This window comes from Isoptericola sp. S6320L, from assembly GCF_023015685.1.
GTDB lineage: Bacteria > Actinomycetota > Actinomycetes > Actinomycetales > Cellulomonadaceae > Isoptericola > Isoptericola halotolerans_A.
In genome coordinates this window covers 13,572-37,935 of sequence record NZ_JALKAT010000009.1, presented here as the reverse complement: position 1 = coordinate 37,935, position 24,364 = coordinate 13,572, and the positions used below count along the sequence as shown (strand labels likewise).

Genomic DNA, 24,364 nt, shown 5'->3' with positions numbered 1-24,364 from the left:
GGAGGGGTCGTCAGGCGATGTCACGGGCACCACCGTAGCGGTCGTGGCCGCACCGGATCCGTCCGTCACCCGAGTGCCTCCACCCGGGTGTCGGTACCCCGTGGCAGCCTGAGGCGCATGGAGACGACGACCGCACTGCTGATCTCGCTCGGCACCCTCCTGGTGGGGGTGCTCGTCGGCTGGCTCTGGCACGCCCTGCGCGCGACCGGGCAGGACCGGTCCGGGGAGATGGAGGCCGTGCGCCTGCAGAGCGACCTCGCCGGCGCCCGGCGCGAGACCGCCGCCCTGCGCGACCAGCTCGAGCAGTCCGGCCAGGATCTCGAGCGGCGGCTGGCGGACGCCCGCGAGCAGCACGCCCGGGAGCTCGCGGCGGTCCGCGAGCAGGCGGACAAGCAGCTCGCCCAGGTCCGCCAGGACGCCGACCGCCAGGTCGCCGAGGTCAAGGGCGACCAGGAGCGCACGGCCCAGCAGTTCCGTTCGCTGGCCGGGGAGGTGCTGCAGTCCAGCAGCAAGCAGTTCCTCGACCTCGCCGAGCAGCGCCTCAAGCAGTCCGCGATGCGGGGCGACGAGACCCTCGCCAAGCGCGAGCAGGCGTTCGCCGCCCTCGTGGAGCCGATCGGCAAGAGCCTGGAGCAGGTGCGCCTCGAGGTCGCCGAGCAGGAGAAGAAGCGCATCGAGTTCGACTCGCGGCTCAGCGAGAACATGCGCAGCCTCGCCGAGGTCAACACCGAGCTGCGCAAGGGGACGAACGACCTCGTCACGGCGCTGCGGTCCTCGCAGGAGCGGGGCGCGTGGGGCGAGCTGCAGCTCCAGCGGGTCGTCGAGGCCGCGGGGATGATCGAGCAGGTCGACTTCGACGTCCAGGTCCAGGCCACCAACGACGACGGCGAGACGCTGCGGCCCGACATGGTGATCAACCTCGCCGGCGGCAAGAACATCGTGGTCGACTCCAAGGTTGCGTTCCTCGGCTACCTCGAGGCGCAGCAGGCCGACGACCCGAGAGTGCGCGAGGAGCGCATGGCGGCCCACGTGCGGCACGTGCGCAAGCACGTCGACGACCTGGCCTCCAAGAGGTACTGGGACCTGTTCGACCAGGCGCCCGAGTTCGTCGTGATGTTCGTGCCCGCCGAGGCCTTCCTGTCCGCGGCCCTGGAGCGCGACCCGGCCCTGATGGAGGAGGCGGCACGCAAGAACGTCATCCTGGCCAGCCCGGCCACGCTGCTGGCCCTGCTGCGGACCGTCGCCTACTCCTGGCGGCAGCAGGCGCTGGCGGACAACGCCCAGCGGGTGCTGAAGGTGGGCAAGGAGCTCCACTCCCGGCTCGTCACGATGACCGGCCACGTGACGAAGATGGGCCGCTCGCTCGAGGCGTCGACGAAGGCCTACAACTCGATGGTCGGTTCGCTGGAGCGCAACGTGCTCACCTCAGCGCGTCGGATGGTCGAGCTCGATGTGGTCGACGCGCGGGACGAGATCTCGGAGGTGCGCGGCCTGGAGGAGACGCCGCGGCCCATCACCAAGCCGGAGCTGCTGGCCGCGGAGGAGGGTGGCGTCGTCGCGATCGACTCGGTGAGCGCGGACTCCGCCCTCGAGGCCCTGGTGGAGGCCGACCGCCGGGCCCTGGAGCGGGCGGCCGCCCGCCGAGCCGACGAGGAGGCTGCGGCGCGCTCGGCGGACGACTCCGACGCCGCGGCGGGGTGACGCCTCCGCTTCCCAGTACCCTCGCGTCCGTGGAGCAAGTTCGTGAGCGTTGATGCCTGGGTGACGCTGGCCGTGGTGGCGGGGGTGCTGGCGCTGCTCGTGCGCGGCCGCATCGCTCCCTCGTTGGTGCTGCTGGGCGGTGCCGTCGCCGTGCTGGTCCTCGGGGTGGTCACACCGGAGGAGGCGTTCTCCGGCTTCTCCAACCCGGCCCCCGTGACGGTGGCCGCCCTCTTCGTCCTGGCGGCCGCGGTGGAGAAGACCGGCGCCCTCACGCCGGTGATGCAGCGGACGCTGGGCGACGGCGGCACGTACCGCCGCCCGCTGCTGCGCAGCCTGCCGCCGACGATGGCCGCCTCCGCGTTCCTCAACAACACGCCCGTCGTCGCGATGCTGGTCATGCAGGTGTCCGCGTGGGCCGAACGGCGTGACATCGCGCCGTCGAAGTTCCTCATGCCGATCTCGTTCGCGGCGATCATGGGCGGGCTGCTGACCGTCATCGGCACCTCGACGACGCTGGTCGTCTCGAGCCAGATGACGACGTTCGGCCTCGACCAGCTCGGCTTCTTCGAGATCTCCCGGATCGGTCTGCCCATCGCGCTGGTCGGCCTCGTGCTGCTGGTGGTCATGGCGCCGATCGCCCTGCCGGACCGGAGGTCGGCCCGCGCCGAGGTCGAGGAGGAGGGCCGGCGCTTCTCCTTCGAGATGCAGGTGGTCCCCGGCGGCCCGCTGGACGGCAGGTCGGTCGAGCGGGCGCGGCTGCGGCGTCTCGAAGGGCTGTTCCTCGCCTCCGTGGACCGCGGCGACACCGTGATCGCGCCCGTGCGCCCCGAGACCGTCCTGCGCGGCGGCAACCGGCTGCACTTCGTCGGGCCCGCGCACCGGGTGGTCGACCTCCAGGACACCCCGGGCCTGCGGTCCACCGAGCTGGAGCACGTCCTGGACCTCGAGGAGCCGGCCGTCCGGTACTTCGAGGCCGTCGTGGGTCAGCGGTCGCCGCTCGTCGGCAAGACCCTGAAGGACGTCGGGTTCCGGTCCACGTACCAGGCCGCCGTGCTCGCGATCCACCGGTCCGGCCAGCTCGTCGCCAACCGGCTCGGCACCGAACGGATCCGCCTCGGTGACACCCTGATCATCGTCAGCGACCCCGGGTTCCGCGACCGATGGCGCGACCGGCCCGACTTCCTGCTCGTCGCGGAGCTCGACGGGAGCCCTCCCGTCGCGACGTCGCGCGCCTGGATCCCGGTGGCGCTGCTGGCGGCCGTGGTCGTCCTCGCCGCCACCGGGCTCGTGCCGATCCTCAACGGGGCCCTGGTCGCGGCCGCCGTGCTCCTCGCCAGCAAGGTCCTGACCGTGTCCGAGGCGCGGCGGGCGATCGACTTCGACGTGATCCTCGTCATCGCCTCGGCGTTCGGCCTGGCGGCGGCCATGGAGAGCTCGGGCCTGGCCGAGGCGATCGCGGGCGGGCTCGTGCAGGTGGCCGGCACGCTGGGCCCCTACGGCGTCCTGCTCGGGCTCGTGCTCGCCACGATCGTGCTCACCGAGCTCATCACGAACAATGCCGCGGCCCTCCTGATGCTCCCGATCGCGCTCAACGCCGCCGCCGCGGGCGGGGTCGACCCCCGGGGTGCGGCGATCGCCGTGGCGGTCGCCGCCTCGGCGTCGTTCCTGTCGCCCATCGGCTACCAGACCAACATGATGGTGTACGGCCCGGGCGGCTACCGGTTCACGGACTACGCCCGCCTCGGCTGGATGCTGACCACGCTCGTCATCCTCGCGACCGTGATCCTGGTGCCCGTGTTCTGGCCGCCCGCCGGGTGACGCTCAGACCGGCTGGATCGGCAGCTCGCGCCGCTTCGGACGCGGGCGGTCGTCCTGCCCGCCGGACTCCTTGAGCCCGGCACGCAGCTCGCGGGGCAGCGAGAACATGAGGTCCTCCGTCGCGGTGCGGACCTCCTCCACGGCGCCGTACCCGCGGTCGGCGAGCATCCGCAGGACGTCGTCGACCAGGATCTCCGGCACCGAGGCGCCGGAGGTCACCCCGACCGTCGTGACGCCGTCGAACCAGGCGTCGTCGATCTCGGTCGCACGGTCCACGCGGTAGGACGAGCGCGCACCGGCCTGCAGGGCGACCTCGACGAGCCGGACCGAGTTCGAGGAGTTCGCCGAGCCGACCACGATGACGAGGTCGCACTCGGGGGCGAGCTTCTTCACCGCGACCTGGCGGTTCTGCGTGGCGTAGCAGATGTCGTCGCTGGGCGGGTCCTGCATCTCGGGGAACTTCTCGCGCAGTCGGCGCACCGTCTCCATCGTCTCGTCGACGGACAGCGTGGTCTGCGAGATCCAGACGACCTTGTCGGGGTCGCGCACCACGACCTTGTCGACCTCGTCGGGAGAGTTGACGACCTGCACGTGGTCCGGCGCCTCGCCGGCGGTGCCCTCGACCTCCTCGTGCCCGTCGTGGCCGATGAGCAGGATGTCGTAGTCGTCCTTGGCGAAGCGCACGGCTTCCTTGTGCACCTTGGTCACGAGGGGGCAGGTCGCGTCGATCGTCTCCAGGCTGCGGGCCGCCGCCGACTCGCGCACGGCCGGCGAGACCCCGTGGGCCGAGAAGACGAGCCGGGCGCCCTCGGGCACCTCGTCGGTCTCCTCGACGAAGATCGCGCCGCGCTCGCGCAGCGTGTCGACGACGTGCTTGTTGTGCACGATCTCCTTGCGCACGTAGACGGGCGCGCCGTAGGCGTCGAGCGCCTTCTCCACCGCGACCACGGCGCGGTCGACGCCGGCGCAGTAGCCACGGGGCGCAGCGAGCAGCACGCGCTTGGTGGTGGTGGGTGCGGGGGCCGGAGCAGTCGTCGTCACCCGACCAGTCTAGGAGGCCGGGTGTGGAGAGGCTGTGACGGCCGTCGCAGCGTCGACCGCACGTCGGCTGTGGGTGGCGTGCGGCATCCTGGGTCGCGTGACCGACGCCAGCCCCGGACCCGACTCCCCCCAGCCGCTGCCCGAGCGCGCCGCGGAGACCACGGCCGAGCGCCCGTGGCCCGTCCGCCTGCTGTCGACCAAGATCCGCGACTACGTCGCCCGGATGTCCTCGGTGTGGGTCGAGGGCCAGGTCGTCGAGCACACCTACCGCCGCACCTCGGGGATGCAGTTCGTCACCCTGCGCGACACGGACGTCGAGGCCTCGCTGCCCGTCAACATGCTGACCCGCGCCTACGACGGCCTGGACCGCAAGCCCGACGTCGGCGACCACGTCGTGGTGCAGGCCAAGCCGGAGTTCTGGGTCAAGACCGGCCGGATGTCGCTGCGCGCCACCGCCATCCGGCAGGTGGGGGTCGGGGAGCTGCTCGCGCGGATCGAGCAGCTGCGCAAGGTGCTCGCGGCCGAGGGTCTCTTCGACGCCGACCGGAAGCGCCCGCTGCCGTTCCTGCCCGCCGTCGTCGGGCTCGTCTGCGGCCGGGAGTCCAAGGCGGAGCACGACGTCGTGGTCAACGCCCGGGCACGGTGGCCCCAGGTGCGCTTCGAGATCCGGGAGGTGGCGGTCCAGGGTGTCAACGCGGTGCGCGAGGTGTGCGAGGCGGTGTCCGAGCTGGACGCCCGGCCCGAGGTCGACGTGATCGTGGTCGCGCGCGGCGGCGGTTCGGTCGAGGACCTGCTGCCCTTCAGCAACGAGACGCTCGTGCGGGCCGTCGCCGCCTGCACCACTCCCCTGGTCAGCGCGATCGGGCACGAGACCGACACGCCGCTGGTCGAGCTCGTCGCGGACTACCGCGCGAGCACGCCGACCGACGCCGCCAAGCGGATCGTGCCGGACGTCTCCGAGGAGCGGCAGCGCGTGACCCAGGCCCGCCAGCGGATCCGCGGAGCCGTGACGGCACTGCTGGCGCGCGAGCAGCACGGGCTCGACTCCGTGCGGTCGCGCCCCGTGCTCGCCCGGCCCCTGAGCATGGTCCAGGCCCGGGAGACGGAGGTCGCCCAGCACCTGCGTCACGCCCGGCACTGCCTGGACGCCGCCCTGCTCAAGGGCGCCGGGGAGATCGGTCGCCTCGCGGGTCAGGTGCGGGCGCTGTCGCCCGCCTCGACGCTCGACCGTGGCTACGCCGTCGTGCAGCGTGGCGACGGCGCGGTGGTCCGGGACGCCGCCGAGGTCACCGTGGGCGACCCGGTGCACGTGCGGCTCTCCGCCGGCGCCCTCGACGCGACGGTCACGACCGTCACGGCCGGCACCGCTGGCACGGCCCCCTGAGGTCCGGTCAGCGGGCGCGGGCCACGCGGCCCTCGTCCCAGACGGGCTCCGCGGACTCCCGCACCGTGCCGTCCTGACCGAACACGAGGAACCGGTCGAAGCCGCGGGCGAACCACCGGTCGTGGGTCACCGCGAGCACCGTGCCGTCGAACGCCTCGAGGCCCTCCTGCAGCGCCTCGGCGCTCTCGAGGTCGAGGTTGTCGGTGGGCTCGTCGAGCAGCAGCGCGGTGCACCCGGCGAGCTCGAGCAGCAGGATCTGGAACCGGGCCTGCTGCCCGCCGGAGAGCCGGTCGAAGGGCCGCTCGGCCGCCGTCGTGAGCTCGTACCGGCGCAGCGCCGACATCGCCTTGCCGCGATCCTGCGCATGGTCCTCCCAGAGGATGTCGCGCAGCGTGCGGCCCGCCAGCTCCGGGTGCGCGTGGGTCTGGGCGAAGTGGCCCGGCACCACGCGCGCCCCGAGGCGCGCGGACCCGGTGTGCGCCACGTCGCCGCCCGCGAGCAGGCGCAGGAAGTGCGACTTGCCCGAACCGTTGGAGCCGAGGACGGCGACCCGCTCGCCGTAGAAGACCTCGAGGTCGAACGGCTCCATGAGCCCGACGAGCTCCAGCTCCTCGCACATGACCGCCCGCGTGCCCGTGCGCCCGCCCCGCAGCCGCATGCGGATGTCCTGCTCGCGCGGCGGCTCGGGCGGCGGGCCGGCCTCCTCGAACTTGCGCAGACGCGTCTGCGCCGCGCGGTAGCGCGACGCCATGTCGGGGCTGTTCGCCGCCTGCTGGCGCAGGGTCAGCACGAGCTTCTTGAGCTGCGCGTGCTTCTCGTCCCAGCGCCGGCGCAGCTCCTCGAAGCGCGCGAACCGCTCGCGGCGGGCCGCATGGAAGGTCTCGAAGCCCGCCCCGTGCACCCACGCGTCCGATCCCGCCGGCCCGGGCTCCAGCGCGACGATCCGGTCCGCCGCGCGCGCGAGCAGCTCGCGGTCGTGGGACACGAACAGCACCGTCTTGCGGGTGGCGCGGAGCTGCTCCTCCAGCCACCGCTTGCCCGGCACGTCGAGGTAGTTGTCGGGCTCGTCCAGGAGCAGCACCTCGTCGGGCCCGCGCAGCAGCGCCTCGAGCACCAGCCGCTTCTGCTCGCCGCCCGAGAGCGTCCGCACCTCCCGCCACTGGGCGCGCTCGAACTCGACGCCGAGCGCCGCCGTCGTGCACACGTCCCAGAGCGTCTCGGCCTCGTAGCCCTGCACCTCCGCCCAGTCGGCGAGCGCCTGGGCGTAGCGCATCTGGGCCGGCACCCCGTCGACGCCGGCGTCCAGCTCCATCACCTCCTGCTCCGCCTCCTCGACGGCGCGGGCGGTGTCGCGGACCCGCGGCGGCGCGACGCCGGCGAGGAGCTGCCGCACGGTGGTGCCGTCGCGCACGGATCCCACGAACTGCGGCATGATCCCCAGCCCGCCGCTCACGGTCACGGCGCCGGCGTCCGGCAGGAGATCCCCGGTGATCAGCCGCAGCAGCGTCGTCTTCCCCGCACCGTTCGGGCCGACGAGCGCGGTCGCGCTGCCCTCCCCGACGCGGAAGGAGACGTCGTCGAGCAGCGCGCGCCCGTCCGGCAGCACGTACTCCACGTGCGCGACCTCAAGATGACCCATGGGCTGATGGTGCGCCGTCGGACGCACCGGGGGCAACGCGATAACGGCGCGTCGCCCGTTCCAGGGGGCTCGAGGGGCTCGGCGGGAGGACGGAGCGTCCTGACGGACGGACGGACGGGCGCCGTGTCGGTGCGGTGCGGTTGACTGTCCCCGTGACCGACGCAGATCCCACCACGCAGGCCGGCGTCCCCGACGTCGGGACGCTCACGTACGAACAGGCGCGCGACGAGCTCGTCCAGGTCGTCGCGCGGCTCGAGGCCGGCGGCGAGCCGCTCGAGGCCTCCCTCGCCCTGTGGGAGCGCGGAGAGGCCCTCGCCGCCCGCTGCCAGGAGTGGCTCGACGGCGCTCGCGAGCGCCTGGCCGCCGCGCAGGCCACCACGAGCCCCGCCGAGGACGACTGATGGCGCGGCACGTGCTCGCCGTGGGCGAGGCGCTGGTCGACGTGGTGCACCGCGCGGACGGGTCCAGCGCCGAGCACCCGGGAGGTTCCCTGGCCAACGTGGCCCTGACGCTGGGCCGGCTCGGCCGCGACGCCCGTCTGGCGACGTGGCTCGGCCGCGACGACCGCGGGGACGCGGTGCGGGCCTGGCTGGCGGAGTCCTCGGTGACGACGACGGCGGGCAGCGACGGGGCGCCGCGGACCTCGGTCGCGCAGGCCACGCTCGACGCGGCCGGCTCGGCGACGTACGAGTTCGACCTCGAGTGGCGGGTGCCCGCCGGTGCCGGGGCCACCGCCGAGACGCTGGCGGTCCACACGGGGTCGATCGCCGCGGTGCTCGAGCCGGGCGCCACCGACGTGCGGCGCCTGGTCCAGTCCGCGCGCGCGACGTCGACGATCTCGTACGACCCCAACGCCCGTCCCGTGCTGATGGGCGAGCCCGCGGACGCCCGCGCCCACGTCGAGGCGCTGGTCCGGCTGGCCGACGTCGTGAAGGTCAGCGACGAAGACCTCGAGTGGCTGGCCGCGGGGACCGCCCCGCTGGATGTCGCGCGTGCGTGGGTGCACGATCTCGGCGCGGCCCTGGTGGTCGTGACGTTCGGTGGCGAGGGCGCGACGGCGGTGACGGCGGCGGGCGAGGTCCACGTCCCGTCCCGGTCCGTCCAGGTGGTCGACACGGTCGGCGCGGGCGACTCGTTCATGGGTGCGCTGCTCGACGGCCTCTGGTCGGCCGACCTCCTGGGGGCCGACCGCCGCGAGGCGCTGCACGCCGTCGACCACCGCACCGTGGAGGAGCTGCTGGCACGCTGTGTCGCGGTCGCCGCGGTGACGGTCTCCCGGGCGGGCGCGAACCCGCCGTGGTCCTACGAGCTGGAGGATGCATGACCCCGAAGGACGCCTGGGCCGCACTGCGGTCCGGCAACGAGCGCTTCGTCCGTGACGAGCCCGCCGAACGGTCCCAGATGTCGGTGCGCCGTGCCGAGCTGACGGCGGCGCAGCACCCGCACACGGTGGTGTTCGGGTGCTCGGACTCGCGGGTGGCCGCCGAGATCATCTTCGACCAGGGCCTCGGGGACGTCTTCGTCGTCCGCACCGCGGGTCACGTGGTCGACACCACCGTGCTCGGCTCCATCGAGTACGGCGTCGAGATGCTGGGCGCACCGCTCGTGGTGGTGCTGGGCCACGACTCGTGCGGAGCCGTCGGCGCCACGGCGCACACCCTGCGCACAGGCGAGCAGCCGCCCGGGTTCGTCCGGTCGGTGGTGGACAAGGTGATCCCGTCGATCGCGGACCTCGCCGGAGCCTCCACGGACGACGACGAGGACGGCGCGTTCGCCGACCGGCTGCGCACGGCGCACGTGCGCCACACGGTCGAAGCGCTCCGCGGCTACTCGCGTGCCCTCGACGCGGCCGTGTCGGAGGGCCGTCTGGCCATCGTCGGGGTCGAGTACGACCTGGCCGAGGGCTCGGCCCGCCTGATCGAGGTGGCGGGCGACGTCGGCGAGGCGCCGCTGCCCCGAGCCGCGTGACACCTATCACACGCTGACGGCGCCGCCGGTGCGGCACGATAGACGCATGACTTCCGACACCGTCGCCGGCGGCGCCGACGCGCCCGAGACCGAGTACCGCATCGAGCACGACACGATGGGCGAGGTCCGTGTCCCGGCCCATGCCCTGTACCGCGCGCAGACCCAGCGCGCCGTGGAGAACTTCCCGATCTCGGGGACCCCGCTCGAGCGCGGCCACGTCCAGGCGCTGGCCCAGGTGAAGAAGGCCGCCGCCCTCGCCAACGCCGAGCTGGGCGTGCTCGAGCGGGACGTCGCGGACGCGATCGCCGCCGCCGCCGACCGGGTGGCCTCCGGCGAGCTCGACGAGCACTTCCCGGTGGACGTCTACCAGACCGGTTCCGGGACGTCGTCGAACATGAACACCAACGAGGTCCTCGCGACCCTGGCGACCCGGACGCTGGGCCGCGACGTGCACCCGAACGACCACGTCAACGCCTCGCAGTCGTCGAACGACGTCTTCCCCACCTCGGTGCACGTGGCCGCCACCGCCGGGGTCGTGCGGGACCTGGTGCCCGCGCTGCAGCACCTGGCCGACGCCCTGTCCGCCAAGGCGGAGGAGTTCGCCGGCGTCGTGAAGTCCGGGCGCACGCACCTGATGGACGCCACGCCGGTGACCCTCGGCCAGGAGTTCGGCGGCTACGCGGCCGCGGTGCGCTACGGCATCGAGCGTCTGGAGTCGGCGCTCCCCCGCGCCGCCGAGGTCCCGCTGGGCGGCACCGCCGTCGGGACGGGCATCAACACCCCGGCGGGCTTCCCCCAGCGCGTCATCGAGCTGCTGCGCGAGGACACGGGCCTGCCGCTGACGGAGGCGCGCGACCACTTCGAGGCGCAGTCCGCCCGTGACGGCCTCGTCGAGCTGTCCGGTGCCCTGCGCACCATCGCCGTCTCCGTGACGAAGATCTGCAACGACCTGCGCTGGATGGGCTCCGGCCCGAACACCGGCCTGGGCGAGATCGCCATCCCGGACCTCCAGCCGGGCTCGTCGATCATGCCGGGCAAGGTCAACCCGGTCATCCCGGAGGCGGTGCTCATGGTGGCCGCCCGCGTGGTCGGCAACGACGCGACGGTGGCGTGGGCCGGCGCGACGGGCACCTTCGAGCTCAACGTGCAGATCCCCGTCATCGCCCAGGGCGTGCTCGAGTCGATCCGCCTGCTGACGAACGCCTCGCGCGTGCTGGCGGACAAGACGGTCTCCGGGCTGACCGCCAACGTGGAGCGGGCCCGGGCGTTCGCGGAGTCCTCGCCGTCGATCGTCACGCCGCTGAACAAGGTGATCGGCTACGAGGCCGCGGCGAAGGTCGCCAAGAAGGCGGTGGCCGAGGGCCTGACGGTCCGTGAGGCCGTCGTGGCGCTCGGCTTCGTGGACCGCGGCGAGGTCACGGAGGCGCAGCTCGACGAGGCGCTCGACGTGCTGTCGATGACGCGTCCCCCGCAGGCCTGACGCCACTCCGCCCTCCGAGACCCGCAGCGCTGGCTCCGCGGGTCTCGGAGGGCGGACTATGTTTGGTAAGCCTTACCTCACCTGCTACGGTCGGTATCACGCGTGAGGCGCGCCGCCGTGTGCGCGGGGCTGGGGGGTTCCACCAGGACGGCGCGCCTCCGCGGGTCAGATCTCCAGCGACTCCAGCATCTCGGTGACCAGCGCCGCCACCGGCGACCGCTCGGACCGGGTCAGCGTGACGTGCGCGAACAGCGGGTGGCCCTTCATCGCCTCGATGACCGCCGCGACGCCGTCGTGCCGGCCGACGCGCAGGTTGTCCCGCTGCGCGACGTCGTGGGTCAGCACCACGCGCGATCCCTGGCCGACGCGCGACAGCACCGTCAGCAGCACGTTGCGCTCCAGCGACTGGGCCTCGTCGACGATGACGAACGCGTCGTGCAGCGAGCGCCCGCGGATGTGGGTCAGCGGCAGGACCTCGAGCATGTCCCGGTCGATGACCTCCTCGACCACCGCGGGCGAGACCAGCGCACCCAGCGTGTCGAACACCGCCTGCGCCCAGGGGTTCATCTTCTCGGACTCCGTGCCCGGCAGGTAGCCGAGCTCCTGGCCGCCGACGGCGTACAGCGGCCGGAACACCAGGATCTTGCGGTGCTGGCGGCGCTCGAGCACCGCCTCCAGCCCCGCGCACAGCGCCAGCGCCGACTTCCCGGTGCCGGCCCGGCCCCCCAGGGACAGGATGCCGACGTCCGGGTCGAGCAGCAGGTCGATGGCGATCCGCTGCTCCGCGGAGCGGCCGTGCACCCCGAACACGTCCTGGTCGCCGCGGACCAGGCGCACCTGCTTGTCCGCGGTGACGCGCCCGAGCGCCGACCCGGCGGACCCCTGGATCACGAGGCCCGTGTGGCACAGCAGCGGGCCCGCCTCCTGGACGACCTGCGGGTCGAGGGACGCCAGTTCGACCGTGGAGCCCTCGTACAGGGCCCCGACCTGGTCGTCCGTCATCGTGATCTCACGCATGCCCGTCCAGCCGGAGTCCACCGCCAGCTCGTGGCGGTACTCCTCCGCGCGCAGCCCGACGGCGGAGGCCTTGACCCGCATCGGCAGGTCCTTCGAGACCACCGTGACGTCCCGCCCCTCGGCCGCCAGGTTGGCCGCGACCGACAGGATCCGCGTGTCGTTGTCCCCCAGGCGGAACCCGGCGGGCAGCACCTCCGGGTCCGTGTGGTTCAGTTCGACCCGGAGCGTGCCGCCGTCCGTGCCGATCGGCACGGGCGCGTCGAGGCGCCCGTGCTGGATCCGCAGGTCGTCGAGCGCCCGCAGTGCGCTGCGGGCGAAGTAGCCGAGCTCGGCGTGGTGCCGCTTGGCCTCCAGCTCGGTGACGACCACCACGGGCAGGACGACGTCGTGCTCGGCGAACCGGTGGATGGCTCGCGGGTCGGACAGCAGGACGGACGTGTCGATGACGAACGTCCGCAGGTCGGTGCTGGTGTTCTCAGTGGCCACGATGTGCTCCTCGCGCAGAGCGGGACGGTGGAGTGGGCGGGCGACCGGCCGAGCGCACGTCGTGCAGCGGAGCCGGGGCCGGCCCTCCTGCGCGGAGCGAGCACTCCATCAGATGGCCTCCCGAGGACGCACAGGGAATGCGTCCTGAGCGTCACGCTACGACTCCGACGGCGTGACGGACGTCACGGGACCGGCGCGTCGCGAAGTCGTCATCCAGAGTTCACGCCCCGGGCCCGCCAGGTGGCGGCCGGTAGGCTGTGGCGAGGTGAGCCGGGAAGTCTGGTCGGCGGTACCGGCTGCGACGCCGGCTCGAACCACGCCCGAACGAACAGGAGCCTCCCCTGAGCACCGACGTCGACACCCAGACCTTCGGACAGCGCCTGTCCCGCTTCCTCTCCCGGGAAACCACGGGCGGCGCGCTCCTCATCGGCGCCGCGATCGTGGCGCTGATCTTCGCCAACTCACCGTGGCGGGAGGCGTACACGACGCTCACCGAGACCGTCGTCGGCCCCGCCTACCTCGGCTCGTTGTACATCCACCTCGACCTCTCGCTCGCCTCGTGGGCGGCGGACGGGCTGCTGGCGATCTTCTTCTTCACCGTCGGCCTCGAGCTCAAGCACGAGTTCGTCGCCGGGTCGCTGCGCAGCCCCAAGCAGGCCGGCGTGCCGATGCTGGCCGCGGTGGGCGGCATGGTGGTGCCGGCCGCCTTCTACGTGGTCGCGATCCTCGTCCTGGGTGACTCCAGCGCTCTGCACGGCTGGGCGATCCCGACGGCCACCGACATCGCGTTCGCGCTCGCCGTCCTCGCCGTGTTCGGCAAGGGCCTGCCGGTCGCGATCCGCACCTTCCTGCTCACCCTCGCGGTGGTCGACGACCTCCTGGCGATCATCATCATCGCGGTCTTCTACACCGAGGCCATCCACGGCGCGTGGCTCGGCGCCTCGCTCGCCGTCGTCGGGGTGTTCGCCTGGTACATCCGGACGCGGAGCCCGCGCTGGTGGGTGCTCGTGCCGCTCTTCGTCGTCGCGTGGGCCTGCATGCACGCCTCGGGCGTGCACGCGACGATCGCCGGCGTCCTCATGGGCTTCGCCGCCACCGCGCGCCCGATCCACGGGGAGACCGAGACGCGGACGCACCGCTACGAGCACGCGATCAAGCCCTGGTCGCAAGGCCTGGCGCTGCCCCTCTTCGCGTTCTTCTCGGCGGGGGTCAACCTGGTCGACGGCGGCGGCCCGGCCGAGATCCTCGGCCAGCCCGTGGTCCTCGCCATCGTGGGTGGCCTCGTGATCGGCAAGCTGCTCGGCATCCTCGGAACCACCTGGCTCGTCACGCGGGTGACCCCCTTGCGGCTCGCCCAGGGCATCGGTGTGCGCGACCTGCTGCCGGTCGCCCTCCTGGCGGGCATCGGGTTCACCGTGTCGCTGCTCATCGCCGAGCTCTCGTTCGGGCACGGCTCGGAGCACACCCTGGGTGCCAAGGCGGCCATCCTCATCGCGTCCGTCATCGCCGCGACCCTGGGCGCGCTCACGCTGCGCTGGGACGCCAAGCAGGAGCGCGGGCCGGACATGAACCGCGACGACCTGCCGGACGAGGTGACCACGGTCATCGGCGACGAGGAGGACCGCAAGGAGCACTGAGCCAGCACTGAGCCCCTCAGCGGCCCAGCAGCGCGTCCCGCTGCACCTCCACCTGCCGCCGCAGCGCCACGAGGACCGCGGCGACGGCAGGTCGGCGCCACGACTCGGGGTGCACGAGCGCCCGGTAGGGCAGCCGGTCGCGGACCTGGTCGGGCAGCAGCCGGACGAGGTCGCTGTGCCGGTCGGCCGCCAGGCACGGGACGAACCCGACCCCGGCGCCTGCCCGCGTGGCCTCCACGTGCACGAACACGTTCGTGGACGTCATGGCGTCACGGATGCCCGGCACGAGCCGGCGCGGGGTGTCGAGGTCGTCCACCTGCAGCATCGAGTCGATGAAGTGCACGAGCCCGTGCCCGGCCAGCTCGGCGACGGTCTGCGGCGTCCCGTGCTCGGCGAGGTAGTCGCGCGAGGCGTACATCCCGAGCTCGAACTCGCCGAGCGGCACCACCTGGGCCCGTGGCGCGGGGGCGTCGCCGACCACCACCTCGATGTCGACCCCCGACCGGTGCTGGGCGGGACGCCGGGTCACCGTCACCGCCTCGACCGTCAGGTCGGGGTGCTCGCGGCGCAGCCCGACGACGGCGGGCGGGACCACGTAGGCGCTGAACGCGTCGGTGGCGGTCATCCGGACCACGCCCGTGACCGGGTCGGCCTCGCCGTCGTCGGCGACGAGGCGACCGACGGCGTCGGAGACCGCCTCGGCGGCGCGCGTCGCCCGCTCGCCCAGCGCCGTCAGCTCCCACCCGTCGGTGCCGCGCACGAGGACCCGGTCGCCGAGGCTGCGCTCCAGGGCGGCGACGGTCCGCGCCACCGTGGTGTGCGTGACGCCGAGCTCGGCGGCCGCCGCGGTGTAGCGCCCGGTGCGCGCGACGGCGAGCAGGACGAGCAGGTGGTCGGCGGACGGTGTCGGCATGGCTCCACGGTAGCCCGCTGTGCATCCGTGCACAGCGGGTGTGCCTCGATGAGCGTTGCGCGCACATGGCGCGCCTGTGACCATCGGAGGACCATCAGAGACGCCCTGTCGACGACGACGCCGGAGGTTGCCATGCCCACCGCCCCGCACCCGGGACCAGACAAGGTGCTCTCCTCCGCCGCCGACGCGGTGGCCGACATCCCCGACGGCGCCTCCCTCGCCGTCGGCGGCTTCGGGCTCTGCGGCAACCCCGTGGCGCTCATCGAGGCGCTGCTCGACCAGGGCACGCGCGACCTGTGGGTCGTGAGCAACAACTGCGGCGTCGACGACTGGGGCCTGGGGGTCCTGCTCGGCGCGGACCGGATCCGCCGGATCACGGCCTCCTACGTCGGCGAGAACAAGGAGTTCGCGCGCCGGTACCTCGCCGGGGAGCTGCAGCTCGAGCTCACCCCGCAGGGCACCCTCGCCGAGAAGCTCCGCGCCGGCGGGTCCGGCATCGCCGCCTTCTACACGCGCGCCGGCGTCGGCACCCAGGTGGCCGACGGCGGCCTCCCGCAGCGCTACGACGCCGACGGCGGGGTGGCCGTCGCCTCGCCGGCGAAGGACGTGCGGACCTTCGCCGACCCTTCAGCGCCGGACGGCTCCGAGACCGAGTACGTGCTCGAGGAGGCGATCCGCACCGACTTCGCCCTGGTGCACGCCGCGAAGGGCGACCGGCACGGCAACCTGGTGTTCCACCGCTCGGCGCGCAACTTCGCCCCGCAGGCCGCGATGGCCGGGCGCGTGTGCGTGGCACAGGTCGAGGAGCTCGTCGAGCCCGGCGAGCTCGACCCGGACGAGATCCACCTGCCGGGCGTCTACGTGCACCGCGTGGTGGTGGTCGGCACCGGGATCGAGAAGCGGATCGAGAAGCGCACCACCCGGCCCGACGTCGCGTCGTCGGCCCCGGAGACCGCGCCGCCAGAGGACGCCGCACCCCGCCGCGGCCGGAGCCGGGACCAGATGGCGGCCCGGGCCGCGGCCGAGCTCGCCGACGGCTCGTACGTCAACCTCGGCATCGGCATGCCGACGCTGGTGCCGAACCACGTCCCGCCCGGGCGGCACCTCGTGCTGCAGTCCGAGAACGGGCTGCTCGGCGTGGGCCCGTACCCAACCGAGGACGAGGTCGACCCGGACCTGATCAACGCCGGCAAGGAGACCGTCACGCTGCTGCCGGGCGCCTCCGTGTTCGACGCCGCCACGAGCTTCGGCATGATCCGCGGCGGCAAGATCGACGCCGCGATCCTGGGCGCCATGCAGGTGTCCGCCACCGGCGACCTCGCCAACTGGATGATCCCCGGCAAGATGGTCAAGGGGCCGGGCGGCGCGATGGACCTCGTCAACGGTGCACGGCGGCTGATCGTCCTCATGGACCACACCGCCCGCGACGGCTCGCCCAAGATCCTGTCCGCGTGCACGCTCCCGCTCACCGGACGCGGCGTCGTCGACCGCATCATCACCGACCTCGCCGTGATCGACGTGACCGCCGAGGGCCTCGTGCTGCGCGAGCTCGCTCCCGGGGTGACGGCCGACGAGGTCGTCGCGGCCACCGGGGCGCCCCTGCGGATCGACCCCGACCTCGACACACCCCGAAAGGTTCAGTCATGACCAGCACCACCGCACCACGACCCGACGACGTCGTCGTCGTCTCCGCCGCCCGCACGCCCCAGGGACGGCTCGGCGGCGCCCTCGCCACGCTGTCCGCCGTCGAGCTCGGCGCCGTCGCCGCGCGCGCGGCCCTCGCCGCGGCCGGGGACCTCGCCGAGGACGTCGACGCCGTGGTCCTCGGCCAGGTGCTGCAGGCCGGCGCGGGCCAGAACCCGGCCCGGCAGACCGCCGTCGCCGCCGGGGTCTCCCTGGGCGTCCACGCCGTGACCGTCAACAAGGTCTGCCTGTCCGGGCTGACCGCCGTCGTCGACGGCGCACGCCTGCTGCGGACGGGCGAGGCGTCGGTCGTGCTGGTCGGCGGCCAGGAGTCGATGACCAACGCCCCGCACCTGCTTCCGGGCGCGCGGGCCGGCTTCCGCTACGGCGACGCCACCCTGGTCGACGCCGTGGCGCGGGACGGGCTGTCCGACGCGTTCGACGGGCAGGCCATGGGCCTGAGCACCGAGGAGCACAACGCCGGGGACGTGTTCGTCTCCCGCGCCGAGCAGGACGAGGTGGCCGCGGCCTCCCACCAGCGGGCCGCCCGTGCCGCGAAGGACGGCGTGCTCGCCGGCGAGATCGCGCCCGTCGAGGTACCGCAGCGGCGCGGCGAGCCCGTCGTCGTCTCCTCGGACGAGGGGGTGCGTCCGGACACCACGGCCGACGCGCTCGCCCGGCTGCGGCCCGCGTTCTCCGCCGACGGCACGCTGACGGCGGGCAACTCGTCGCAGATCTCCGACGGTGCCGCGGCGCTCGTGCTGACCACCCGCGGGCGCGCGGAGGCGGCCGGGGTACCCGTGCTGGCCACCGTGCGGTCGGCCGGCCAGGTCGCCGGGCCGGACACCTCCCTGCACTCCCAGCCCGCCCGGGCGATCAGCGCGGCGCTGGCGCGCGAGGGCTGGACCCCGGACGACCTGGACCACGTCGAGATCAACGAGGCCTTCGCCGTCGTGGCCGCCGTGTCGACGCGGGCGCTGGGCCTCGACCCGGAGATCGTGAACCCGCACGGCGGCGGGATCTCGTTGGGACACCCCATCGGGGCGTCGGGCGCACGGCTGGCCGTGCACGCCGCCCACGAGCTCGCGCGGCGTCGCGCGGCCGGGGAGGACGGGCTCCGCGCCGCCGTCGCGCTCTGCGGCGGCGGCGGCCAGGGCGAGGCGCTGCTCCTCGAGGGCTGACCGACCCACCCTCGTGCGCTGCGGTCCGTGGGCCTCAGCGCACGAGAGACCGGAGCTGGCGCAGCGCCACGGAGAGCGTGGCGATCCCCGGCCGCTCGACGGCGCGGGCCATGGTGAGCGCCTCCGTGGCCCGCACCGCCGGGGCGCCGCCGCCCTCGAGCCACTGCTCGAACCTCTCGGCGGGGTCCCCGGAGCCCGTGCACTCCAGGACCGAGGCCGTGAGGGCGATGGCCACGGCGTACACGTCGTCGCGCAGCGCGGCGCGCGCCATCGAGTCCCAGCGGTCGTCCTGGGGCAGCCCGGAGACATCGGTGAGCATGTCGCCGACGCCGAGGCGGCTCGTCACCGTGAAGTAGGTCCGCGCCACCTGATCGAGGTCCCAGCCACGCTGCGACGCCAGCTCGGCGACGTCGAGCAGCGTGAGCGAGCCGAGCAGGCCCGCCCCCCGCCGGGCGAGCTCCGGGCCGCAGCCCGCCGCCTCGAGGCTGGCGACCCGCTCCCGGAAACGGTCCAGCTCACCGCTCTGGAGGAGCTCGTCCAGCCGTCCGGCGTAGGCGCGGACGGGGCCGGCGTAGGCCTCGATCTCCGCGCCGACGTCGACCCGGTCCGAGCGGTGCCGCACGAACCACCGGGCGGTGCGGTCGAGCAGCTGGCGCAGCTCCAGGTAGAGATCGGTCTGCACGCGCGCCGCGACCACGTTGTCGGTGGCCTCCACCGCGGCGACGAACCCGCGCAGGTCGAGGATCTCCCGGGCCGCGACGAAGGCGCGGGCGATCTGCTCCGTGGGCGCCCCGGTCTCGTCCTCCGCGCGGAACGCGAACGTGATGCCCCCGCGGTTGACCATCGAGTTCACCACGGAGTTGACCACGATCTCGCGGCGCAGCGGGTGGTCGGCCAGGTCCTGCGCGTACCGTTCGGTGATCTCGGCGGGGAAGTAGTCGGCCAGGGTGCGCGCGAACCAGGGGTCGTCCGCCAGGTCGGTCGCGGTGAGGTCCGCCTTGAGGGCGAGCTTCGCGTAGGCCACGAGCACCGCGAACTCCGGCCGGGTGAGCCCCTGCCGCTGGGCCACGCGCTCGGCGACCTCCGCGCCGTCGGGCAGGAACTCCAGCTCGCGGTCCAGCTCGCCCCGTCCCTCGAGCCACTGGACCAGCCGCTCGTGCACGGGGAGCATGGCGGCCGCGTTCGCCCGCGAGTTGCCCAGCAGCACGTTCTGCTCGTAGTTGTCGCGGAGCACCTGCTCCGCGACCTCGTCGGTCATGGACTGCAGCAGCTCGTTGCGGTCGTCGATCTCCAGCCGGCCGTCCCGCATCACGGCGCCGAGCAGGATCTTGATGTTCACCTCGTGGTCGGACGTGCCGACACCCGCGGAGTTGTCGATGGCGTCGGTGTTGATCTGCACACCGGCGAGCGCCGCCTCGACCCGGCCACGCTGGGAGACGCCGAGGTTGCCGCCCTCCCCCACGACCTTCACCCGGAGGTCGGCACCGTCCACCCGGATCGCGTCGTTGGCGCGGTCGCCGATCTCGGCGTCCGTCTCGGTGGACGCCTTGACGTACGTGCCGATGCCGCCGTTCCACAGCAGGTCGACGGGTGCCAGGAGCACCGCCTTCTTGAGCTCGGCCGGCGTGAGACGCGTGACGCTCGGGTCGAGGCCCAGGGCCTCGGCCATCTGCGGTGTCACCGGGACCGACTTCGCCGACAGGGGGAACACTCCCCCGCCCGCCGAGACGAGGTCCCGGTCGTAGTCGGCCCACGAGGACCGCGGCAGCTCGAAGAGCCGGCGCCGCTCGGCGTACGACGTCGCGGCGTCCGGGTCGGGGTCCACGAAGACGTGCCGGTGGTCGAACGCGGCCACGAGCCGGATGTGCTCGGAGAGCAGCATGCCGTTGCCGAACACGTCCCCGGACATGTCCCCCACGCCCACCACGGTGAAGTCCTGCGACTGCGTGTCGTGGCCGAGCTCCCTAAAGTGCCGCTTCACCGACTCCCACGCACCGCGGGCCGTGATGCCCATGGCCTTGTGGTCGTAGCCGGCCGACCCGCCGGAGGCGAAGGCGTCGTCGAGCCAGAAGCCGTACTCGCGGGAGATCTCGTTCGCGATGTCCGAGAAGGCTGCCGTCCCCTTGTCGGCGGCGACCACGAGGTACGGGTCGTCACCGTCGTGGCGCACCACGCGCTCCGGCGGCACGATGTCGGTGCCGTCCCGGTTGTCGGTGACGTCCAGCATGCCTCGGATGAAGGTCCGGTAGGCCTCCTGGCCCTCGGCCAGCCAGGCGGCCCGGTCGCCGGCGTCGGGCAGCTGCTTGGCCACGAACCCGCCCTTCGAGCCGGTCGGGACGATCACCGCGTTCTTGACCATCTGGGCCTTGACCAGGCCGAGCACCTCGGTGCGGAAGTCCTCGCGCCGGTCGCTCCAGCGCAGGCCGCCGCGTGCCACCTTGCCGAACCGCAGGTGCACGCCCTCGACGCGCGGGGAGTACACCCAGATCTCCGCCATGGGGTGCGGTGGCGGCAGGTCGGGCACGCGCGAGCAGTCCAGCTTCATCGAGACCCACGGCTTCGGCTCGCCAGCGGCGTCGCGGGCGTAGAAGTTGGTGCGCCAGACGGCGCCCACGACTCCCACGAAGGCCCGCAGGATGCGGTCGTGGTCGAGGCTGGCGACGTCATCCAGGCCGGCCAGCAGCGCGTCCGTCGCCTGCTGCGCCCGCTCGGCGCGCTCGGCGAGGTCGGCGTCGAGGTCCGGGTCGAAGCGCACGGCGAACAGCCGCACCAGGTCGGCGGCCATCTGCGGGTGCGCGACGAGCGCCGCGTCGATGTACTCCGTCGAGAACGCCGAACCGGCCTGGCGCAGGTAACGCCCGACGGACCGCAGGACGACGATGTCGCGCCACGGCAGCCCGGCGTGCAGGACCAGCGCGTTGAGGGAGTCGCTCTCGGCGGCGCCGGACCAGACGGCGCAGAACGTCTCCTCGAGGGCCGCGGCCGTGCTCGCGTCACCCCACAGGGCCGGGTCGGGGACGGTCAGCCCGAAGTCCGAGATGTGCCGGGTCTCGCCGTCCGGGAGGCTGATCGTGTACGGCCGTTCGTCGATGACGTCCACGCCGAGGTCCGTCAGCAGCGGCAGCACCTGCGTGAGCCGGTGCTCACGCAGCGACGCGAGGGTGAGCCGGCGCACGCTCGGGTCCTCCCCGTCCGGCGCGTAGAGGTGCACCGCGATGGGGTGGTCCTCGGTGAGCCCGTCGAGGCGCGCCATGTCGCCGACCGCCGACTGCGGGGTCACCTGCTCCTTGTACGCCTCCGGGAAGGCGGACCCGTAACGGCTCAGGATCTCCGCCGCAGCCTCCTCGCCGTGGACATGGTGCAGCTCGTCGACGACGGCCGCCTCCCAGGTGCGGATGACGTCCTCGAGACGCCGCTGCAGGTCCGCCTCGTCCACGGCGGGGATCCCGGCGTCCCGCGGGACGCGCACCACGAAGTGCAGCTGGGCCAGCGGCGAGTCGTCCACACGGGTGGTGTGCTCGACCCGCTCCGCGTCGAACGCGTCGCGCAGCAGCGCCTCGATGCGCAGGCGCACCGTGGTGTTGTAGCGGTCGCGCGGGAGGTACACCAGGGCGGAGACGAACCGCCCGAACTCGTCGGTGCGCAGGAAGATGCGGGTCCGGCGGCGCTCCCGCAGGCGGGTCACCTCGCCCGCGACCTCGGCCAGGTGCTCGGCGGTGTCCTGGAACAGCTCGTCCCGCGGGTACTGCTCCAGCACCTGCAGCAGGTCCTTGCCGGAGTGCGACGTCGGCGCGTGGCCGGAGGCGCGCAGCACGGCCTTCACCTTCGGCGCGACGATCGGCAGGGTCAGCACGGACGAGGCGTAGGCGGCGGACGTGAACATCCCCATCAGCCGGCGCTCGCCGGTGACGTTGCCGGCGTCGTCGAAGGTGCGCACGCCGACGTAGTCGAGGTACACGTCCCGGTGGACCGTCGCGCGGGAGTTCGCCTTGGTGATGGTGAGCAGGCGCGGCTCGCGCGCAGTCCGGCGCGCCTCCGGGCGCAGGTGGACGACGGCGGGGCTCGCCTTGCGCAGGATGCCCAGCCCCGTGTGCGGCAGGGGTCGCAGCACGTCCTCGCCGTCCACGGCGTCGAGGGTGTACTCGCGGTAACCGAGGAACGTGAAGTGGTCCTCCGCCAGCCAGGTGAGGAACTCCACGGTGGGTGCGATCGACGCCGGGTCGACTCTCGCGGGCGGCTGGACGCGCAGGTCCGTGCAGATGTCGAGGCAGGCCCGGCGCATCGCGGACCAGTCGTCCACCGAGCTGTGCACGTCGGCCACGACGTCCTGGAGCCTCGCGACCAGCGCCTCCCGCTCCTCCTGGCCGGCGATCCGGTCCGTCTCCACGTGGATCCAGGACTCGAGCCGCCCGCCGTGGGCGCCGATCTCCAGCAGCTCGCCGTCGTCGTCGCGGCGGACGGCGAGCACCGGGTGCTGCAGCAGGTGCAGCGTGGAGCCGTGCCGGGCGATCGCCGCGTCGACGGAGTCGACGAGGAACGGCGCGTCGTCCGTGCAGACGTCGACGACGGTGCGGCGCGAGGTCCAGCCGTCCTCCCGCACGGTCGGGGTGAAGACCCGCACGAGGGTCTGCCCGGGCGCGCGGTGCGACGCGAGCTCGACCGTCGAGGCCGCGGCGCCGACGACGTCGCGCGGCTCCCGCTCGACGAGGTCCTCCGCGGCGTAGGCCTCCAGCAGCCGGCGCGCATGGCGACGGAGCTCGGACGGGAGACCCTCGACGGCCTCCAGGACCTGCGGGTCGGAGACGGCGACGTCGGTCATGTACCTCTTCGTTCTGCGTGGTGAGCGGGCCGTGCCCTGGTGATCTCGATGCTATCCAAGGGGCCTGGTCTCGCCAGGCGAGACCGCCGGCGCCTCACTCGGCCGGGGCGTGCCGCTCGAGGAACTCGTAGACCTCGGTGGTGTCGACGCCGGGGAACGCGCCGGACGGCATCGCCGCGAGCATCGAGGCGTGCGGCCGGGCGCTGGGCAGCGCCTGGCCCGCCCAGCGCTCGGCGAGGGGCTGCGCGGGCTGGCGGCAGCACGAGTCGTCCGGGCAGCGCGAGGTGGACCGCGCCGTCGTCTCCCGCCCCAGGAACCACTTGACCTGCGAGTACGGCACGCCCACGCTGACCGAGAACCGGCCGTCCGGGGTGTCGGAGACGCGGGAGGTGCACCAGTAGGTCCCCGTCGGGGTGTCGGTGTACTGGTAGTACGGGCTGAGCCGGTCCTGGATCCCGAACACCACCCGTGCCGTCCACTGCCGGCACACGTGCTGGCCCTCCACGGTGCCGAGGGCGTCCGCGGGGAACCGCACGCCGTCGTTCTCGTACGCCTTGTGGATGGCGCCCGACTCGTGGACCTTCATGAAGTGCACCCCGATGCCGAGGTGCCGCGTGGCGAGGTTCGTGAACCGGTGCGCCGCCGTCTCGTAGGACACGGCGAACGCGTCGCGGAGGTCCTCGATGGAGATGGCGCGGGCGTCCTTGGCCTCCCGCAGGTGCTTGACGGCGTCCCGCTCGGGCAGCAGCAGCGCCGCGCACAGGTAGTTGGCCTCCACCCGCTGGCGCAGGAACTCCGCGTAGTCGTCCGGCTCGGCGTGCTCGAGCACGTGCGAGGCGAGCGCCTGCAGCAGGGCCGACCGGGCGTCCGAGCGCCCCCGGATGCCGTTGCTCGGCAGGTAGACCCGCCGGTTGCGCCGGTCGATGACCGCACGCGTCGACTGCGGCAGGTCCGGCTCGTAGTGGATCGTGAACCCGAGGTGCGCGGCGACGTCGACGGCGGCCCGCTGCGGCATCGGACCGTGCGTGTGCCCGACGTCGTCCAGCAGGGACCGCGCGACGATCTCCAGGTCCGGGAAGTAGTTGTCCTGCGCGCGCATGTCGGCCCGGAGCTCGGTGTTGGCGCGGCGCGCCTCCTCGGGCGTCAGCGCACGCTCCCGGTGCAGCCGCTCGAGCTCCGCCTGCAGCGCGACGATCGCCTCCAGGGCGTCGCTCGGCAGCGACTTGCCCACCCGCACGGGCCGGACGCCCAGCGCGGAGAAGAGGGGGCCTCTTTGCACTCGCTCCAGCTCGATCTCGAGCGCGTCGCGGCGCGACGGCGGCTCGGGCGAGAGCAGGTCGTCCACGCTGGTGCCCAGGGCCCGGGCCACGGCCTGCAGGCGGGCGATGGTGGGTTCGCGCTTGCCGTTCTCGAGCATGGAGACCTGTGACGGCGCACGTGAGATGGCGTCTCCGAGCTCGCCGAGGGTCATTCCCCGACGGGTCCGCAGGTGCCGGATGCGCCGGCCGATCGTCAGGGCGTCGGGCTCGCTGCCGGTCGGGGCCGGCGGCGGGAGCGCCGCGCCGGTCCGGTTCGTCGTCGTGATGGCCATGCCTCA

General features: G+C 73.4%; 16 protein-coding genes. 10 read left to right on the top strand and 6 right to left on the bottom strand.

Annotated elements, in window-relative coordinates; genetic code table 11:
- The first annotated feature begins 117 nt into the window (after positions 1 to 117).
- Together rmuC and MWU57_RS07325 are read left to right on the top strand one after the other, a co-directional pair.
- Positions 118 to 1,701, top strand: coding sequence for a DNA recombination protein RmuC (rmuC, locus tag MWU57_RS07330; RefSeq protein ID WP_106266856.1), 1,584 nt, complete (start codon positions 118 to 120; stop codon positions 1,699 to 1,701).
- Positions 1,702 to 1,743: 42 nt separating this feature from the next.
- On the top strand, positions 1,744 to 3,519 hold the full coding sequence (locus MWU57_RS07325; protein WP_106266858.1) for an SLC13 family permease: 1,776 nt from the start codon (positions 1,744 to 1,746) through the stop codon (positions 3,517 to 3,519).
- Positions 3,520 to 3,522: 3 nt separating this feature from the next.
- Here the strand turns inward: MWU57_RS07325 and MWU57_RS07320 are convergent, their stop codons facing one another.
- Positions 3,523 to 4,560, bottom strand: coding sequence for a 4-hydroxy-3-methylbut-2-enyl diphosphate reductase (locus MWU57_RS07320; protein WP_106266860.1), 1,038 nt, complete (start codon positions 4,558 to 4,560; stop codon positions 3,523 to 3,525).
- Between the two features lie 97 nt (positions 4,561 to 4,657).
- On the opposite strand from MWU57_RS07320, the gene xseA reads away from it, so the two are divergent.
- A complete protein-coding gene (gene xseA / locus MWU57_RS07315; RefSeq protein ID WP_246908403.1) occupies positions 4,658 to 5,944 on the top strand; it encodes an exodeoxyribonuclease VII large subunit in 1,287 nt (428 codons plus the stop codon).
- Positions 5,945 to 5,951: 7 nt separating this feature from the next.
- Here xseA and MWU57_RS07310 read toward each other — a convergent pair whose 3' ends face one another.
- Complete coding sequence (locus MWU57_RS07310; protein WP_246908401.1) at positions 5,952 to 7,583, bottom strand: ABC-F family ATP-binding cassette domain-containing protein; 1,632 nt, start codon at positions 7,581 to 7,583, stop codon at positions 5,952 to 5,954.
- 152 nt (positions 7,584 to 7,735) lie between these two features.
- On the opposite strand from MWU57_RS07310, the gene MWU57_RS07305 reads away from it, so the two are divergent.
- The 4 genes from MWU57_RS07305 to MWU57_RS07290 are packed head-to-tail and all read left to right on the top strand — an operon-like array spanning position 7,736 to position 11,031.
- On the top strand, positions 7,736 to 7,984 hold the full coding sequence (locus tag MWU57_RS07305; protein ID WP_106266864.1) for an exodeoxyribonuclease VII small subunit: 249 nt from the start codon (positions 7,736 to 7,738) through the stop codon (positions 7,982 to 7,984).
- The gene (locus tag MWU57_RS07300; RefSeq protein ID WP_246908399.1) at positions 7,984 to 8,907 is read left to right on the top strand and encodes a carbohydrate kinase; all 924 of its coding nucleotides are present in this window, start codon (positions 7,984 to 7,986) and stop codon (positions 8,905 to 8,907) included. The genes MWU57_RS07305 and MWU57_RS07300 overlap by 1 nt, the downstream gene beginning before the upstream one ends.
- The gene (locus tag MWU57_RS07295) at positions 8,904 to 9,551 is read left to right on the top strand and encodes a carbonic anhydrase (RefSeq protein WP_246908398.1); all 648 of its coding nucleotides are present in this window, start codon (positions 8,904 to 8,906) and stop codon (positions 9,549 to 9,551) included. The genes MWU57_RS07300 and MWU57_RS07295 overlap by 4 nt, the downstream gene beginning before the upstream one ends.
- 46 nt (positions 9,552 to 9,597) lie before the next feature.
- Positions 9,598 to 11,031 (top strand): class II fumarate hydratase, encoded by a 1,434-nt coding sequence (locus MWU57_RS07290; RefSeq protein WP_106266870.1) that lies wholly within the window; start codon positions 9,598 to 9,600, stop codon positions 11,029 to 11,031.
- A 165-nt stretch (positions 11,032 to 11,196) separates the two neighbouring features.
- Here the strand turns inward: MWU57_RS07290 and MWU57_RS07285 are convergent, their stop codons facing one another.
- Positions 11,197 to 12,534, bottom strand: coding sequence for a PhoH family protein (locus tag MWU57_RS07285; RefSeq protein WP_106266871.1), 1,338 nt, complete (start codon positions 12,532 to 12,534; stop codon positions 11,197 to 11,199).
- Positions 12,535 to 12,974: 440 nt separating this feature from the next.
- Here MWU57_RS07285 and nhaA point away from each other — a divergent pair, with 440 nt between their 5' ends.
- A complete protein-coding gene (gene nhaA, locus MWU57_RS07280; RefSeq protein WP_246908396.1) occupies positions 12,975 to 14,171 on the top strand; it encodes a Na+/H+ antiporter NhaA in 1,197 nt (398 codons plus the stop codon).
- A gap of 16 nt (positions 14,172 to 14,187) precedes the next feature.
- On the opposite strand, the gene MWU57_RS07275 is transcribed toward nhaA, so the two are convergent.
- The gene (locus MWU57_RS07275) at positions 14,188 to 15,084 is read right to left on the bottom strand and encodes a LysR family transcriptional regulator (protein WP_246908394.1); all 897 of its coding nucleotides are present in this window, start codon (positions 15,082 to 15,084) and stop codon (positions 14,188 to 14,190) included.
- 132 nt (positions 15,085 to 15,216) lie between these two features.
- Here MWU57_RS07275 and MWU57_RS18545 point away from each other — a divergent pair, with 132 nt between their 5' ends.
- Together MWU57_RS18545 and MWU57_RS07260 are read left to right on the top strand one after the other, a co-directional pair.
- Complete coding sequence (locus MWU57_RS18545) at positions 15,217 to 16,731, top strand: 3-oxoacid CoA-transferase (RefSeq protein WP_374108533.1); 1,515 nt, start codon at positions 15,217 to 15,219, stop codon at positions 16,729 to 16,731.
- Complete coding sequence (locus MWU57_RS07260; RefSeq protein ID WP_246908392.1) at positions 16,728 to 17,948, top strand: acetyl-CoA C-acyltransferase; 1,221 nt, start codon at positions 16,728 to 16,730, stop codon at positions 17,946 to 17,948. The genes MWU57_RS18545 and MWU57_RS07260 overlap by 4 nt, the downstream gene beginning before the upstream one ends.
- Before the next feature lie 34 nt (positions 17,949 to 17,982).
- On the opposite strand, the gene MWU57_RS07255 is transcribed toward MWU57_RS07260, so the two are convergent.
- Together MWU57_RS07255 and MWU57_RS07250 are read right to left on the bottom strand one after the other, a co-directional pair.
- Positions 17,983 to 22,767: an NAD-glutamate dehydrogenase gene (locus MWU57_RS07255; protein WP_246908390.1), complete on the bottom strand. Its 4,785-nt coding sequence runs from the start codon at positions 22,765 to 22,767 to the stop codon at positions 17,983 to 17,985.
- A 94-nt stretch (positions 22,768 to 22,861) separates the two neighbouring features.
- Positions 22,862 to 24,358, bottom strand: a complete 1,497-nt coding sequence (locus tag MWU57_RS07250) for an XRE family transcriptional regulator (protein WP_246908387.1) — start codon at positions 24,356 to 24,358, stop codon at positions 22,862 to 22,864.
- Between the last annotated feature and the right edge of the window lie 6 nt (positions 24,359 to 24,364).

Coding starts and splice junctions, on each gene's coding strand:
- MWU57_RS07250 (WP_246908387.1), bottom strand. CDS start 24,358: ATGGCCATCACGACGACGAACCGGACCGGCGCGGCGCTCCCGCCGCCG.
- MWU57_RS07260 (WP_246908392.1), top strand. CDS start 16,728: ATGACCAGCACCACCGCACCACGACCCGACGACGTCGTCGTCGTCTCC.
- MWU57_RS07310 (WP_246908401.1), bottom strand. CDS start 7,583: ATGGGTCATCTTGAGGTCGCGCACGTGGAGTACGTGCTGCCGGACGGG.
- MWU57_RS07290 (WP_106266870.1), top strand. CDS start 9,598: ATGACTTCCGACACCGTCGCCGGCGGCGCCGACGCGCCCGAGACCGAG.
- MWU57_RS07295 (WP_246908398.1), top strand. CDS start 8,904: ATGACCCCGAAGGACGCCTGGGCCGCACTGCGGTCCGGCAACGAGCGC.
- rmuC (WP_106266856.1), top strand. CDS start 118: ATGGAGACGACGACCGCACTGCTGATCTCGCTCGGCACCCTCCTGGTG.
- MWU57_RS07300 (WP_246908399.1), top strand. CDS start 7,984: ATGGCGCGGCACGTGCTCGCCGTGGGCGAGGCGCTGGTCGACGTGGTG.
- MWU57_RS07275 (WP_246908394.1), bottom strand. CDS start 15,084: ATGCCGACACCGTCCGCCGACCACCTGCTCGTCCTGCTCGCCGTCGCG.
- MWU57_RS18545 (WP_374108533.1), top strand. CDS start 15,217: ATGCCCACCGCCCCGCACCCGGGACCAGACAAGGTGCTCTCCTCCGCC.
- MWU57_RS07255 (WP_246908390.1), bottom strand. CDS start 22,767: ATGACCGACGTCGCCGTCTCCGACCCGCAGGTCCTGGAGGCCGTCGAG.